Genomic DNA, 13,083 nt, shown 5'->3' with positions numbered 1-13,083 from the left:
ATCGGTTCGCACGAGCTTCGCCGTACCCGATCCCGGGAGCCGCTAATCCGGACCGGGTGGGGGCGGCTGATCCCCCGGGCGGGTCAGGCGCCGCCGGGTTCGGCCGCGGCGCCGGCCTCGAGGAAGACCCAGCGCCGGAACACCCAGAAGCGGGCGGCGGTGCTCAGGCCGAGACCGATCACGTTCGCCGAGAGGTTGTCCGCCCACACGTCGGAGAGGCCCAGCAGGTACCTGCTGGTCGCCAGGCACAGCACCGGGATCGCCATCGTCACCGCGCCGAGGCCGAAGAACCGCAGGACGCCCTGGACCGGGTCCTCGACCTCGCGATGGCGGAACGCCCACAGCCGCATGCCGGCGTACGCCACCGCGCCGGCGACGGCGTTGGCCAGGACGTACGCCGCGATCGGCTGGTGGCGCATCGGCGCGCTGTCGGTCCAGCCGATGCCGTGCACGAGGGCGTTGAAGCCGAGGACCGAGACAACGGTCGCGACCCCACCCACCGCGAGGAAGCGCACGACCTCGGTCAGCAGGCCCCTGACGCGCGGGTGGTGGGAGGTGAGCACGCCCCCGAGGCTACCCACGGCCCCGGTCCGCCTCGGCTCGGTGCGTCACCGCCGGCGCAGCGGCCCGGACATGGCGTACAGCCCGGCGCCGAGGGTGCCGACGACCGCGAGGTGCGCGCCGAAGGACTGTGCCGCCAGCAGCGAGGCGAGCGTGCCCTGGGACGCGAGCAGCCACCGGCGCACCTGGCTGCTGACTGCCCGGCCCGTGCAGCACCAGGCGGCGAAGTGCTCGCAGTTGTTCCGGACCAGGTGGTATCCCATCGATCCCAGCCGCGACTCGGCCTGCCGGACCGTCTCCTCGGGGCTCAGCCGCTGCTCGTAGGCCCGGACCAGCACCGGCGATCCGGCCGCGAACGAGTCGATCGGACTCCGGGTGACCCGGCGGACGCTGCCCCGCGGGCCGGCGTAGTGGATCACCGACCCGTCGCCGCAGTCGATCCCGTGGTGGGTGTAGCGGCGCCCTCGGCACACGTAGACGTGATCCCCGCGCGCCACCACCGTCACCTCGTCTCAGCCACCGGCCCGGCCGGCCCACTGGACAGCCTACCCAGGGTCGTCAGCCCAGCAGGTCGCGCAGCACGACCGCCTGGTTGTGCTCGGTGTCCCGGGCGCTGTAGACCAACGTGACGACCCGGTGCTCGTCGCGGACGGCACGCAGCCGGGCGAACGCGTCCGACCCGTCGAGCTCGGCACGGTAGCGTCGGGCGAACTCGCCGAAGCGCGCGGGGTCGTGCCCGAACCAGCGCCGCAGCTCGGTCGACGGCCCGACGTCCTTGAGCCACTCGTCGACCGCCGCGTCCGCCTTGGTCAGGCCGCGCGGCCAGATCCGGTCGACGAGGATCCGGTGACCGTCGGCCTTCGCCGGGTCCTCGTAGACCCGCTTGATCCGCACCGACCCTCGTGCCACACCTCGAGGCTACGCCGGAGGTCGGCACCACCCGGCGCCGCGGGTCAGGCGGCGCGCGGGCCGCCCGCCGGCTGCTCGGCCGGGTGCGGGCAGGGCTGGTCGGCGAGGCCCGCATGCCGGTGGGCGGCGAGGAACCGCTCGGGTGCCGGCAGGTCGATGTCCCCGCTGTCGATCCAGCGCAGTGAGGCGTGACGGGCCCGCCGGACGAGCTCGGCGCCATGGGTGAAGTCGGCGGCCGAGATGCGCAGTGGGCACAGCGGTGGCAGCACCTTGAGGGTCACCGCCCCGGTCAGGGCGGCGACGTCGCGGGCCTGCCGCTGCTCGATCAGCAGGGTCAGCGCGTGCAGGGCCGTGCCGAGGGCGGACGAGGGGGGCGCGGGCAGCGCGCACGCGCTCCCGGCCGGGAGCACGTAGACCAGCGTGGCGCCCAGGTCGACTGCCTCGGCGAGCCCGGTCCGGTGGGCCACGCCTCCGTCGACGAGGTACCGGTCGCCGAGGTCGGGGTCGGACCAGGTGACCGGCGGGAAGACACCCGGGATCGAGGAGCTGGCGAGCACCGCGTCGACCAGCGGGCCCGCGGAGAGGGTGACGTTCTGCCCGGTGATCAGGTCGGCGGTGACCAGGTGGGTGGGCACCAGCGCGTCCTCGAGGCGGACCGCGCCGGCGTGGCCGGCGACCAGGGTGCGCAACCGGTCGGGGGAGGTCACCGCCGGGGCGCGCCCGAGGAGGCCGCGCACCGCGGTGCGGACCGCGAGCGGGAACACGTCGCCGCGCCGCAGTCGGGTCCAGACCCCTTCCAGCTCGGCCAACGAGTCCGCGGAGGTCCCGTGCACCGCCAGCCAGGCGGCGTTCATCGCGCCGGCGGACGTGCCGACCAGGAGGTCCGGCTCGATCCCGCGAGCGTTCAGGGCCTGCAGCATCCCGACCTGGACGGCGCCCAGGCTGCCGCCGCCGGAGAGGACGAACGCGGTGGTCATCGGGACTCCCCTCAGCCCGCGTCGGCGGCGAGCAGGTCGAGCAGCGCCTCAGCCTCCTCGGCGCAGGCGCCGCAACCGCGCAGGTGCGCCTCGAGGGCTGGGTCGTGGTGCTGCGGGTCCGCGAACCGGCGCTCGACGTACTCGTCGAGCTGCGCGAAGCAGTCGTCGCAGGACAGGTAGGGGCTGGTGTCCGCCAGCAGGCGGGCGATCGTCTCGGGTCCGAGACCGTGGTTCGGGCGGGTCATGGGTTGCTCCGGTCGGGGCGATGGTCGAGGTCGCCGCTGGCGATGAGGGCGGTGCGCAGGCGGCGGCGCGCATCGTGGAGGGTCTTGTAGAGGGCGTTGCGGGTGCTGCCGAGGCGGTCGGCGAGCACGTCGATCGGGACCTCCTCCACGACCAGCGCCAGCAGCACGCGGCGTTGGTGGGGGGTCAACTCCGAGGAGATCGCGGCCGCGACAGCGTGCGCGAGGTGGCTGGCCTCGGTGACCGCGGCAGGCGACGGCGAGGTGTCCACCAGCGTGAACGTGTCCGGCAGCGGGACCTCGCGGTGGCGCCAGGCCTGGCGGCGTACGGCGACGCCGGCGTGGAGCACCCCGAACTTGTAGGCCCACGTGGTGAACCGACTGCGACCCGCGAAGGTGCCCAGCTGGCGCAGGACGGCGACCAGGGCGTCGTCGGCCGCCTGCTGGGCCAGGTCCTCGAGCTCGCCGGAGCCGGCACCCGGCAGCAGGTCGCGCAACCGCCAGACCTGGTGCCGCGCGGCCCGCACCAACAGCCCGCGGAGGTGCTGCAGCGCGAGCTGACCGGCCGGGCCGTCGTCGTTGAGGTCCGTGAGCCAGGCATCGTCCGCGGGCGGGGGGACCACCTCGGGGGTGGTGGGGTTCACGGTGGTCACGGTGCCACGCCCCGGGGGAGCGGCGCCAGGATCCGGACCGCCAGGTCAGGTGGGCAGCCCCGGTCGACCAGCTCGAGGATCGCGTGCAGGTCGAAGCGGGAGTCGGCCGCCACGGTGTCGGCGAGCGCCACGGAGAAGCCGGCCTCGAGGAGCCGGCAGCGTCGCCAGCTCCGGACATCGGTCGGCGGCCCGCTGCTGCACCGGGCCGCCTCATGCGACTGGTGGATGGTCATGTGATGTTGGTATCGGTCCGGTGGGCGTTCTTACCTCCACCGGACCGGGTGTCGGACCAGCCGAGGTGCGGGGTAAGACGTCGTCCGACGCCGACACCAACACGGTCATGGCACTCACCACCACGATCCGGGCGAACCGCTCCGCGGTGCTCGGCCCGCGCCGGGCCGGCGCGCCGCTCGCCGACCTGACGGCGCTGGTGTGCGCCGTCTCCGCCGGCGTGCACGGGGCCCTGGTCGGCCCGCACCTGGAGGAGTCGGAGGCGATGGCGGCCGCGTTCGTCGTCTGCACCGTCGCTCTCGCGGTCGCCGCTGTGGGTGAGGCGCTGGCGCCCACCCCGTGGGTGTCGGTCACCACCGCGACGGTGCTCGCCGGCACCGCAGCGGCGTACCTGCTGGCGCGCACCACCGGCATCCCGGTCCTCAGCACCCACCCCGAGCCCTTCGACGCCCTCGGCCTGGTGACGTCCGCGCTCGAGGTGGTGGGGGCCGTCCTGGCTGTCCTGCATCTCAACCCAAGGAGAATCCGATGAACCCATCCATGCCGGCCCGCCGCCGCGGCGGCTTCGTCGCGCTGCTGGCGGGGCTCGCCCTGGCCACGGCGGTCGCGACCGGAGTCGTGGGCACCGAGAACTCGGCGTCGGCGGCGCACGAGGCGCACGGCCACGCCACGGCCAGCCACGACGCCGCCAGCCACGGGACCACCGGCCACGAGGCGCGGGCCCGGTCGATCTCGAAAGCGCGTTTCCAGGACCGGATGCGCAAGCTCTGGGAGGACCACGTCACCTGGACCCGGTTGGCGATCGTCACGTTCGCCGACGGCTCCGCATCCTTCGATGCCACCGCCGGTCGGCTGCTGAAGAACCAGGAGGACATCGGCGACGCGATCAAGCCCTACTACGGCAAGGCGGCCGGCAACCAGCTGACGTCACTGCTGAAGGACCACATCACGATCGCCGTCCGTCTCCTCCAGGCCGCCAAGGACGGGGATGACGCCGCCTTCCAGCAGGCGCACGCCGACTGGTATGCCAACTCCGACGACATCGCCGACTTCCTCGCCCAGGCGAACCCGCGCTACTGGCCGCAGGACGCGATGCGCGCGGCGATGAGGACGCACCTCGACCAGACCCTCGCCGAGGCGAGCCACGAGCTCACCGGCGACTACGCGGCGAGCGTGGCGGACTACGACGAGATCCACCAGCACATCCTGATGATGTCCGACACGCTCACCCGCGGCATCGTCCGCACCTTCCCGAAGCGCTTCCACTGAGGGACGGCACCGCGACCAGGCTCAGGCGGCGGGTGTCACGCACCCGCCGCCCGAGCCGACCAGCTCCAACCCGGCGAGGTCGCCGGCCCCCCACCGGTCCAGGCCGTAGCCGATCGACGGGGACATCAGCTGCGCCTCGTCGCCGGTGACGTGCATCAGTCCCACGGCGTGCCCGATCTCGTGCATCAGCGCCGCCACCCGGGTCAGGCCCTCGCCCGCACCAGGCTTGAGGTCCTTGTTGAACGTGGTGTTGATCGTGACGCCGCCCTGGTAGATCTGGCGAACCGGGCGCCCGGCCGGATCGACGGCCGCGCCGGCGCGGAACTCCGGACCACCGACACCGAGGGTGCCCGCGGGGAACAGGCCGCGCATCTGTGCGGGGTCCGCCCAGGCGATCACCAGGTCGGCCACGGCCGGGTCGAACGTGTTGCCGGCCGCGAACGGCACGACGTCGGTCGGGCCTCGGTAGTCGAAGCGCAGACCGGTCGCCTGGGTGATCTGCTCCAACGCGGTCCGCACGTCGGGGAGCGCCCCGGGCGGCGCCTTCGCCGTGTTCACCCGGTAGCTGATCGGGGCGCACGGGTTCCATCGCCCCACCGGGGACGGGCTGACCAACGCGTAGCTGCCCGCCCGGCCGGCGGGCGTGTAGTCCGGCACGGCGACGACCGACTGGGCCGGCGTCTCGACCGCTGCGGTCCCGTTCGCCGCGACCCGCACCCGGAACTCACCGTGGGAGAGGTACGTCGTCGGCAGGTCGAGCGTGAAGGCGCCGAGACCCGTGACCGGGCTGCTGGCGACGTCGGCCCACTGGCCGGCGACCTGCCGCTGCAAGGTGGCGCTCGCCCGGGTGAGGCCGGTCGCAAGGGTGCCGACCACCACCTGCGTTGAGCCGACCAGGACCTCCGCGCCGGGCCAGACGAGGGTCAGGCCGGGATACGTGACGGTCCTCGGACCGGCCGGCTTCCAGACGGCGCTGAAGGTGGCCGGCGCCGAGGCGACCGACGGTGCGCCAGGCGCCTTGTCCAACCGGATCCGGAACCGCCTCGGCTCGTTGACCCGCTCCAAGGTGAGCTCGAGGCTGAACTGGCCGGTGGCATCGGTGCGGGTGTCCTTCAGGTAGCCCCACACCTTGCTGTCGGTCGCCTGCTCCTCCAGGTAGACCCAGCGCGACGCCCGGTTGCTGGGCACCGGCGCCGACCCCCGGATCGTGACGGGCTGGCCCTGAAGCGGCGTCTGGTTGCCCCAGTTCACCTGCAGCCGGGTGCTGCCCTGCGCGTCGCCATCGGTCAGGAGCTGACCGGGCAGGTGTCCGTCGACCGGGCCCACGGCGGGTCCGGGAGGCGGCGCCGCGGCGGGCGGCAGGGCCAGCCCGGCGTCGGCCGGCGCGACCCCGAGCTCCGCGGAGGCCGCGGAGAGGACCACGGTCGCCGCGGTGAGGGCGACGGTCGCCGCGAGTACGCGCCGGTGGTGGGCGGGCCTGCGGGCCGGGGTGCGAGCGGCTGCCGGAGGGCATGCGGGTGCGCTCGAACGCATCGCGGACATCCATGTCCCCTTTGTCGTCGAAATCCGTTTCGGACGCCGTTCAGATCGGCCGGATCGGGCCTGGATTGAGGAGCCGGAGAGAAGTCGTGGTCCCGCGCACCCACGTGATGCGGCTCGGCGGGTGACCCGGCAGGCTGGTCCCATGACCCAGTCCCGCCCCGCGATCGAGGTCCGTCCGTACGCGACCGAGGACCGATCCGCGCTGGTCGCGCTGTTCGGCGCAGCGGGCGCGGGCGCCCCGTCCTCCGAGCTCTGGGGGCACGAGGCCGCGCTCGCCGACGTGTACCTGACGCCGTACCTCGACCTGGAGCCGGCGTCGGTGTTCGTGGCCCTCGTCGAGGGCCGTCCGGCCGGCTATCTCGCGGGCTGCGTCGACGAGGCGCGCTTCCCCAGCGAGGCCGACCGGACCCGGGCGGCGATCCGCCGGCACCGGCTCTACCTCCGTCCGCGGCCGGTGTGGTTCTTCGCGCGGGAGCGGTACGACGTCCTGCGCAGCGCGCTGTTCCGGGAGCCGGTCGCCGACGAGCTTGCCGACCCGCGCTGGCCGGCGCACCTGCACATCGACCTGGTGCCGCAGGCGCGGGGGAGCGGTGCGGGACGGGCGTTGATGGCGGCGTGGTTCGGGCGGCTCGAGGAGGTCGGGGTGACCGGCTGCTACCTCCAGACGACCGCCGAGAATGCCGGCGCCGTGGCGTTCTTCGAGCGGATGGGGTTCGTCCGGCACGGCCCGAACCCGGTGGTGCCCGGGCTCCGGTACGGCGGGCGCCGGCTGCACCAGCAGACGATGGTCCGCCCCGGGCCGGCGGGCTGAGGAGCGGCTACCGCCCGCGCCGGCCGCGCCACTCGTCGGCGAGCAGGGCGTAGGCGTACCCGTCGAGCCACTCGCCCGAGCGGTGCAGGGAGTCGCGGACATGGTGCGCCTCGCGGCGCATCCCGACCCGCTCCATCAGCCGCCAGGACGCGGTGTTGTCGGTGAAGCAGAGCGCGACGACCCGGCGCAGGCCGAGCTCCTCGAAGCAGATGCGCAGCACCTCGGCGACGGCCTCGGTCGCGTAGCCCCGCCCGGTGTGCGCCGGGTCGAGCGTCCAGCCCAGCTCCGCCTGCACGCCGGCCGCGAGCGGGGCGACCTCGCCCTGGGCCCAGGCGTCCTCGATGCGCAGCATCAGGTCGCCGATCACGCGGCCGTCACGCTCGACGACCAGTGTGCTGGCGAGCCGGCCGGGGTCGAGGAACTGCTCGGCGTACCGCTCGCGGTCCTCGGCGGTCCAGGTGACCCACTCGCCCACCTCGGGCAGTCGCCGGAACGACCAGGTCGGGTCGAGGTCGTCCGGGGTCGCCCGCCGGATCCGCAGCCGATCGGTGCGCACCGGCCACGCGACGGCGCCGAGGTCCTGGGTCACGGACCCAGTCTGGCCGTCGGCACGCCCGCCTACCCACGGGTTTTGGGGCGGCCGGCGTCGGGGCTGCTAGGCGCAGCCCTCCTTGTACGTGCCGAGGGTGGTGCGGGGCGCATCGGTGGAGCGGGTGTTGGGCTTGCGCAGCGTCCAGTAGCGCAGCCAGTCCATCTGCATCCGGCTCTGGTTCATCCGCTTGCCGTCGACGCCCTGCATCGTGAAGCGCACGGCGAAGGGGACGCCGGTCAGGGCGTCCTTGCGGCGCTCGCTGCTGACCACGTGGGCATCGACGAACCACGAGATCCGCCGCGGCGTGACCTCGACGGCGAACGTGTGCCACTGGTCGTTGCGCAGGCCCAGGCCCTTGCGGGCGAAGTAGCGGTTGTCGGGGCGGCTGCGGATGTAGTGGCTGACCATCGTCTTGTTGGGTGTGTAGGCCTCGAGCGCGATGTTCTTCGCGCCGCAGTACTGCGGGCGCTTGCCGGCCGGGACCAGCTCGGTGAGCACCCGGTAGTTGTGCCCGCCATGGCCGTACTGCCGCGACCGCAGGCGGATCTCCCAGCGACCGGTGGCGTGGCCCTTGGTGATCTGCGTGGCGCTGACCGTCCCGCGCTTGGCGGTGTTGAGCGTGAGCATGCCGTGCTGGTTGCGCACCACACCCGGGCCCTTGACCCGCCACTGCGACTTCTTCAGCGGTCCGACGAAGCGGTAGTCGACCGGCGCCTTCCCCCAGCCGTAGGTGTTGCCGGCGTGCACCGGCCCGGGGACGCCGGCGTGGTCGGCGTCGGCGGGCGACGCGGCCGGGCCGAGCGTGAGACCGAGGGTCAGGCTGAGGGCGGCGGCGAGGATGGCTGACGCCGCGGCGAGGAGTCGACGGGGGGCGGTGCTCGTGCTCATGGTCGACCAACGTAGGTCGACCAGCCCGGGGTCCGTCAATTCCGGGGACCGGCCGGTGGTCCGCACCGGACGGAGATCACCCGTCCGGGAACGTTGACAGGCACTTAATTTTGGACTAAACAAAGTGCCGAAGTAAGTCCCTTCGGAACCGAGGACGCCGATGCCTGCTCCGTCGACCACCCGCGGCGGCGACCTGCTGCCCGCCGCGATCCTGGGTCTGCTCGGCAGCCGCGGATCCTCGTCCCGGGCCGACATCGCCCGCCTCCTGCGGGTCAGCCCGGCGGCCGTCACCCAGGCCACCAAGGGGCTGATCGCTCGCGGGCTGGTCGCCGAGCTCGCGGCCGAGCCGTCGCGCGGCGGCCGGCCGGCCCGGCTCCTGGGCCTGGTCCGGGAGGCGGCCAGTGCTATCGGGGTCAAGGTGACCGCCGACCACGTGGCCACGGTGCGGGTCACGCTCGACGGCCTGGTCGAGGCCTACAGCACCCGCCCCTTCGACCCCTGGGCGCCCGACGCCCTCGACCGCCTCGGCCGGCTGCTGGCCGACGCCGTCGCGGCCCACGAGGGTGCCCTTCTCGGCGTCGGGGTCGGCGTACCCGGCTCCGTGGACGCACAGGCCTCGGGGGTCGTGACCGCTCCGACCCTGGGCTGGGCCGAGCTGCCCGTCGGTGCCCACCTGCGCGCCGAGCTTGGCGTCCCCGTGCTGCTGGACAACGACGTCAACACCCTCGCGGCTGCCGAGCGGCTGTACGGCGTCGGTCAGGACGCCGCGTCGTACGTCGTCGTCACGATCGGGCGGGGCATCGGCTGTGGCGTGGTCGTCGACGGGTCCATCTACCGCGGTGCCCGCGGCGGGGCTGGGGAGATCGGACACATCCCGGTCGCCGACGGACCCGACTGCGCCTGTGGGGGCGTCGGCTGCCTGGAGGCGCTGATCGGCGAGGACGCGCTGGTCCGGCGCGGGCGCGAGGAGGGTCTGATCGGTCCCGCGCAGGGCATCGCCGAGCTGGCCGGCGCCGCCGACGACGGCATCGCGGGCGCGCTCGAGCTGTTCGCGCTCGCCGGACGCCTGCTCGGCCGGGCGCTCGCCGGCGTGGTCCACACCATCGACCCGGGGGTGCTGGTCATCCAGGGCGAGGGCGTGACGGCCTGGCGGCACTGGCAGTCGCCCTTCGAGACGTCGTTTCGCCGGCATCTGATGCCGAGCCGCCGATCTCTGCGCTACCAGGTGCACGCCTGGTCGGAGCAGCAGTGGACCCTGGGGGCCGCCAGTCTGGTGCTCGCCGCCCCGTTCGACTCGACCGACACGACCGGCGAGCAGGGCCGCCTGGTGCGGGCCCGTCTGCAGGACCCCGAGGGCGGTGCCTGATGCACGGTGGGCGCTGGCGCACCCTCGGGTGGGTCGTCGTGTTCCTCGCTCCCAGCGCGGTGCCACTCGTGCTGTTCACCGCTGTGCCCATGGTCTCCTCCGCCTGGGTGAGCCTCCACGAGTGGAACCTGATCTCGCCGATGCGGTGGGTGGGGCTCGACAACTACCGGGAGCTGCTGACCGACCCCGCGACCCGAGAGGTCTTCTGGCACACGCTGCTGTACGTGGCGGGCTACCTGCCGCTGGTGTACGTCGGAGGGCTGGGACTGGCGACGGCCCTCAACCGCCGGATGCCGGCCAACGCGTTCTTCCGGGCCGCCTACTTCCTGCCGGTCGTCACCAGCTGGGTCGTGGTCGCGCTGGTGTGGAAGTGGCTGCTCAACCCCGGCGGCGGTCTCGTCAACGCGCTGCTGGGCGCCGCCGGCCTCGGCCAGCCCGGGTGGTGGACCGACCCCGCGTGGGCGCTGCCGTCGGTGATCGTCGCCTCGGCGTGGAAGGACCTCGGCTTCGTGATGGTGATCCTGCTCGCGGGTCTGCAGTCGATCCCCGGTGACGTGCTCGAGGCCGCCGACGTCGACGGTGCCACCGGCTGGAGGCGGTTCTTGCACGTGACCCTGCCGCTGCTGTCGCCGTCCACGTTCTTCGTGGTCGTGATCTCGCTGATCAACGGGTTCCAGGTCTTCGACCAGGTCTTCGTGATGACCGGCGGCGGGCCCGCGGGGTCCAGCCAGGTCGTGGTCGGCCAGATCTACGACCTCACCTTCCGCTACGGCCGTGCCGGCGAGGCCTCCGCCCTCTCGTGGCTCCTGTTCGTCGTGATCCTCGCGATCACCGCGGTCCAGATCCGGGGCCAGCGCCGGTGGGTGCACCATGTCTGAGCCCGCCCGCAGCCGGTTCCGCTCCGCGGCCGTCCTCGCCCTGGTGGTCCTGGGCGCTGTGGTCATGCTGTTCCCGTTCCTCTGGACGGTGATCACCTCGATCACGCCCGGCGGCAGCCTGGCCGACGGTCCGACGCTGTTCGTCGACAACCCCACGCTGGCGGCCTACCGGGCGCTGCTGGACGCGATGCCGATCTGGCGGATCCTGGTGAACTCGTTCGCGATCGCCGTCGCCTCCACGGTCCTGCAGCTGGTCACCGGCTCGATGGCGGCCTACGGCTTCGCCCGCCTGCGCTTCCCGGGCCGCAACGTGGTGTTCGCGCTCTATCTCGCGACGATGATGGTGCCGCTGCAGGTCCTCGTCGTCCCGCTCTTCATCGAGATGAAGACGCTGAACCTGCAGGACACCTACCTGGGCCTGCTCGCCCCGTCGATCGCGTCGGCCTTCGGCGTCTTCCTGCTCAAGCAGGCGGTCGAGACCGTGCCCCTCGAGCTGGACGAGGCGGCCACCATCGACGGCGCCGGGCACCTGCGGATCTTCGCCACGATCGTGCTCCCCCTGATCCGGCCGGCACTGGCGACGGTCGCGGTCTTCGCGTTCATGGCCTCGTGGAACAGCTTCCTGTGGCCCCTGGTGGTGATCCGCTCGCCCGAGCTGATGACCCTGCCGCTCGGCCTGGCGACCCTCCAGGGGCAGTTCACCACCCGGTGGGACGTGGTGATGGCCGGGTCGGTGGTCTCGGTCGTCCCGATCGCGGTCGTCTACCTGCTCGCCCAACGCCACGTCGTGGCCGGCATCGCGCACACCGGCATCAAGTGATCGCCGACTGCTCACCCCTGACTTCCCCGGTCGCCGACGACCGCGGACGACGAAAGGAACACCGATGAAGAACAACCGCAGGCGTCTGACGGCGATCGCCGTCGCCGGCGTCGCCTCCCTGGCCCTGGGCGCCTGCTCCCAGGGCTCGGCGACTTCGAAGGACGACGGGGCCGACGGCCAGACCACGATCACCTACATGGAGTTCTCCTCCAACGGGGGGCACGAGAAGGACCTGGCCGCGATCGTGGACGCGTTCGAGGCCGACCACCCCGACATCAAGGTCGAGGTGGAGACCACGCCGTACGACGCGTACTTCACCAAGCTCCAGACAGCACTCGCCGGCGGCACCGCCGGGGACGCCTTCGAGCTCAACTACGAGAACTTCGTGACGTACGCCGAGAACGGCTCGCTCGCCCAGCTCGGGTCCTTCGACGAGGCGGCCTACAAGCCGTCGCTGCTCGACGCGTTCGCGCAGGACGGCGCCCAGTACGCGTTGCCCGAGTCCTTCTCCGACGTGGTGCTCTTCTACAACAAGGAGCTCTTCGACAAGGCCGGCCTGGAGACGCCCACCTCGGACTGGACCTGGGCGGACGAGCGCGCCGCCGCCGAGAAGCTGACCGACAAGGACGCCGGGATCTGGGGCGACTACCAGCCGGTGCAGTTCTTCGAGTTCTACAAGGCGCTCGCCCAGTCCGGTGGGTCGTTCTTCAGCGAGGACGGCTCGGAGGCGACGTTCGACTCCCCCGAGGGCATCGAGGCGGCCGAGTGGCTGGTGAGCAAGCCGGGCAGGACCATGCCGACCGAGGCCGAGGGCGCCGGCACACCGGACTTCGACACGAACCTGTTCAAGGACGGCAAGCTCGCGATGTGGCACAGCGGCATCTGGATGTTCGCCGGCCTGGCCGACGTGCCGTTCGAGTGGGACATCGCCGTCGAGCCGGGCAACACCCAGCAGGCGTCGGCCATGTTCGCCAACGGGGTCGCCGTCAACGCGGCGAGCGAGAACAAGGCGGCTGCCGAGGAATGGCTGTCCTACCTGACCTCGTCCGAGGTCACGGCGGACACCCGCCTGAGCACCTCGTGGGAGCTGCCGCCGGTGGCGGACGAGTCCCTGCTGGCGCCGTACCTCGACCAGGACAAGCCCGCCAACCGGGCCGCTGTGATGGAGTCCCTGGAGTCCGTGGCGCTGCCGCCGGTCATCGCTCGGCAGGCCGAGATGCAGGACGCGATCACCCAGGAGCTCGGCGAGGCGGCCGCAGGCCGCAAGAGCGTGAAGGACGCGCTTGCGGACGCCAAGAAGGCCGTGGACGCCCTGCTCGGCTGAGCGCCGATCCCCGTGACGGG

Annotated in this window: 17 protein-coding genes; 7 read left to right on the top strand and 10 right to left on the bottom strand. The window is 72.8% G+C overall.

Going from position 1 to position 13,083, the window contains the following annotated elements; translation table 11 throughout:
* Positions 1–83 precede the first annotated feature (83 nt).
* The 7 genes from NOCA_RS24990 to NOCA_RS27715 form a co-directional block, all read right to left on the bottom strand.
* Positions 84–563, bottom strand: a complete 480-nt coding sequence (locus NOCA_RS24990; protein WP_049774504.1) for a GtrA family protein — start codon at positions 561–563, stop codon at positions 84–86.
* Positions 564–608: 45 nt separating this feature from the next.
* Positions 609–1,058: a lecithin retinol acyltransferase family protein gene (locus tag NOCA_RS24985; protein WP_011758070.1), complete on the bottom strand. Its 450-nt coding sequence runs from the start codon at positions 1,056–1,058 to the stop codon at positions 609–611.
* Between the two features lie 61 nt (positions 1,059–1,119).
* Positions 1,120–1,470: a DUF488 domain-containing protein gene (locus NOCA_RS24980; RefSeq protein ID WP_140403849.1), complete on the bottom strand. Its 351-nt coding sequence runs from the start codon at positions 1,468–1,470 to the stop codon at positions 1,120–1,122.
* Positions 1,471–1,514: 44 nt separating this feature from the next.
* On the bottom strand, positions 1,515–2,447 hold the full coding sequence (locus tag NOCA_RS24975) for a patatin-like phospholipase family protein (RefSeq protein ID WP_011758068.1): 933 nt from the start codon (positions 2,445–2,447) through the stop codon (positions 1,515–1,517).
* Positions 2,448–2,458: 11 nt separating this feature from the next.
* Positions 2,459–2,692, bottom strand: coding sequence for a hypothetical protein (locus NOCA_RS24970; protein WP_011758067.1), 234 nt, complete (start codon positions 2,690–2,692; stop codon positions 2,459–2,461).
* The gene (locus NOCA_RS24965) at positions 2,689–3,333 is read right to left on the bottom strand and encodes an RNA polymerase sigma factor (protein WP_238383398.1); all 645 of its coding nucleotides are present in this window, start codon (positions 3,331–3,333) and stop codon (positions 2,689–2,691) included. The genes NOCA_RS24970 and NOCA_RS24965 overlap by 4 nt, the downstream gene beginning before the upstream one ends.
* Positions 3,334–3,338: 5 nt before the next feature.
* Complete coding sequence (locus NOCA_RS27715) at positions 3,339–3,575, bottom strand: hypothetical protein (RefSeq protein WP_011758065.1); 237 nt, start codon at positions 3,573–3,575, stop codon at positions 3,339–3,341.
* A gap of 107 nt (positions 3,576–3,682) precedes the next feature.
* Between NOCA_RS27715 and NOCA_RS24955 the strand changes: the two genes are divergently transcribed.
* Together NOCA_RS24955 and NOCA_RS24950 are read left to right on the top strand one after the other, a co-directional pair.
* Positions 3,683–4,105 (top strand): hypothetical protein, encoded by a 423-nt coding sequence (locus NOCA_RS24955; RefSeq protein ID WP_140403850.1) that lies wholly within the window; start codon positions 3,683–3,685, stop codon positions 4,103–4,105.
* A complete protein-coding gene (locus NOCA_RS24950) occupies positions 4,102–4,842 on the top strand; it encodes a hypothetical protein (protein ID WP_011758063.1) in 741 nt (246 codons plus the stop codon). The genes NOCA_RS24955 and NOCA_RS24950 overlap by 4 nt, the downstream gene beginning before the upstream one ends.
* 21 nt (positions 4,843–4,863) lie before the next feature.
* Here NOCA_RS24950 and NOCA_RS24945 read toward each other — a convergent pair whose 3' ends face one another.
* Positions 4,864–6,384 (bottom strand): hypothetical protein, encoded by a 1,521-nt coding sequence (locus NOCA_RS24945; RefSeq protein WP_011758062.1) that lies wholly within the window; start codon positions 6,382–6,384, stop codon positions 4,864–4,866.
* A gap of 142 nt (positions 6,385–6,526) precedes the next feature.
* On the opposite strand from NOCA_RS24945, the gene NOCA_RS24940 reads away from it, so the two are divergent.
* Positions 6,527–7,195, top strand: coding sequence for a GNAT family N-acetyltransferase (locus NOCA_RS24940; protein ID WP_011758061.1), 669 nt, complete (start codon positions 6,527–6,529; stop codon positions 7,193–7,195).
* Positions 7,196–7,202: 7 nt separating this feature from the next.
* On the opposite strand, the gene NOCA_RS24935 is transcribed toward NOCA_RS24940, so the two are convergent.
* Together NOCA_RS24935 and NOCA_RS24930 are read right to left on the bottom strand one after the other, a co-directional pair.
* On the bottom strand, positions 7,203–7,784 hold the full coding sequence (locus NOCA_RS24935) for a GNAT family N-acetyltransferase (RefSeq protein ID WP_011758060.1): 582 nt from the start codon (positions 7,782–7,784) through the stop codon (positions 7,203–7,205).
* Positions 7,785–7,850: 66 nt separating this feature from the next.
* Positions 7,851–8,675, bottom strand: a complete 825-nt coding sequence (locus NOCA_RS24930) for a family 16 glycosylhydrolase (RefSeq protein ID WP_041546966.1) — start codon at positions 8,673–8,675, stop codon at positions 7,851–7,853.
* Positions 8,676–8,835: 160 nt separating this feature from the next.
* Here NOCA_RS24930 and NOCA_RS24925 point away from each other — a divergent pair, with 160 nt between their 5' ends.
* From NOCA_RS24925 to NOCA_RS24910, 4 genes are all read left to right on the top strand, one after another.
* Positions 8,836–10,041 carry an ROK family transcriptional regulator gene (locus NOCA_RS24925; protein WP_011758058.1) on the top strand — a complete coding sequence of 402 codons (1,206 nt, stop codon included), beginning with the start codon at positions 8,836–8,838 and terminating at the stop codon, positions 10,039–10,041.
* On the top strand, positions 10,041–10,919 hold the full coding sequence (locus NOCA_RS24920) for a carbohydrate ABC transporter permease (protein ID WP_011758057.1): 879 nt from the start codon (positions 10,041–10,043) through the stop codon (positions 10,917–10,919). The genes NOCA_RS24925 and NOCA_RS24920 overlap by 1 nt, the downstream gene beginning before the upstream one ends.
* Entirely contained in the window at positions 10,912–11,739 is an 828-nt protein-coding gene (locus NOCA_RS24915) for a carbohydrate ABC transporter permease (RefSeq protein WP_011758056.1), read from the top strand. The genes NOCA_RS24920 and NOCA_RS24915 overlap by 8 nt, the downstream gene beginning before the upstream one ends.
* Before the next feature lie 64 nt (positions 11,740–11,803).
* Positions 11,804–13,063: an ABC transporter substrate-binding protein gene (locus NOCA_RS24910; RefSeq protein ID WP_011758055.1), complete on the top strand. Its 1,260-nt coding sequence runs from the start codon at positions 11,804–11,806 to the stop codon at positions 13,061–13,063.
* The last annotated feature ends 20 nt before the right edge of the window (positions 13,064–13,083 follow it).

The sequence above is a fragment of the Nocardioides sp. JS614 genome (genome assembly GCF_000015265.1).
Taxonomy (GTDB): domain Bacteria; phylum Actinomycetota; class Actinomycetes; order Propionibacteriales; family Nocardioidaceae; genus Nocardioides.
Note: the sequence above shows the minus strand (reverse complement) of the source record. Positions and strands in the feature narration are given on the sequence as shown.

Coding starts and splice junctions, on each gene's coding strand:
- NOCA_RS24910 (WP_011758055.1), top strand. CDS start 11,804: ATGAAGAACAACCGCAGGCGTCTGACGGCGATCGCCGTCGCCGGCGTC.
- NOCA_RS24925 (WP_011758058.1), top strand. CDS start 8,836: ATGCCTGCTCCGTCGACCACCCGCGGCGGCGACCTGCTGCCCGCCGCG.
- NOCA_RS24975 (WP_011758068.1), bottom strand. CDS start 2,447: ATGACCACCGCGTTCGTCCTCTCCGGCGGCGGCAGCCTGGGCGCCGTC.
- NOCA_RS24920 (WP_011758057.1), top strand. CDS start 10,041: ATGCACGGTGGGCGCTGGCGCACCCTCGGGTGGGTCGTCGTGTTCCTC.
- NOCA_RS24950 (WP_011758063.1), top strand. CDS start 4,102: ATGAACCCATCCATGCCGGCCCGCCGCCGCGGCGGCTTCGTCGCGCTG.
- NOCA_RS24930 (WP_041546966.1), bottom strand. CDS start 8,675: ATGAGCACGAGCACCGCCCCCCGTCGACTCCTCGCCGCGGCGTCAGCC.
- NOCA_RS24945 (WP_011758062.1), bottom strand. CDS start 6,384: ATGTCCGCGATGCGTTCGAGCGCACCCGCATGCCCTCCGGCAGCCGCT.
- NOCA_RS24915 (WP_011758056.1), top strand. CDS start 10,912: ATGTCTGAGCCCGCCCGCAGCCGGTTCCGCTCCGCGGCCGTCCTCGCC.
- NOCA_RS24955 (WP_140403850.1), top strand. CDS start 3,683: ATGGCACTCACCACCACGATCCGGGCGAACCGCTCCGCGGTGCTCGGC.
- NOCA_RS24940 (WP_011758061.1), top strand. CDS start 6,527: ATGACCCAGTCCCGCCCCGCGATCGAGGTCCGTCCGTACGCGACCGAG.
- NOCA_RS27715 (WP_011758065.1), bottom strand. CDS start 3,575: ATGACCATCCACCAGTCGCATGAGGCGGCCCGGTGCAGCAGCGGGCCG.
- NOCA_RS24970 (WP_011758067.1), bottom strand. CDS start 2,692: ATGACCCGCCCGAACCACGGTCTCGGACCCGAGACGATCGCCCGCCTG.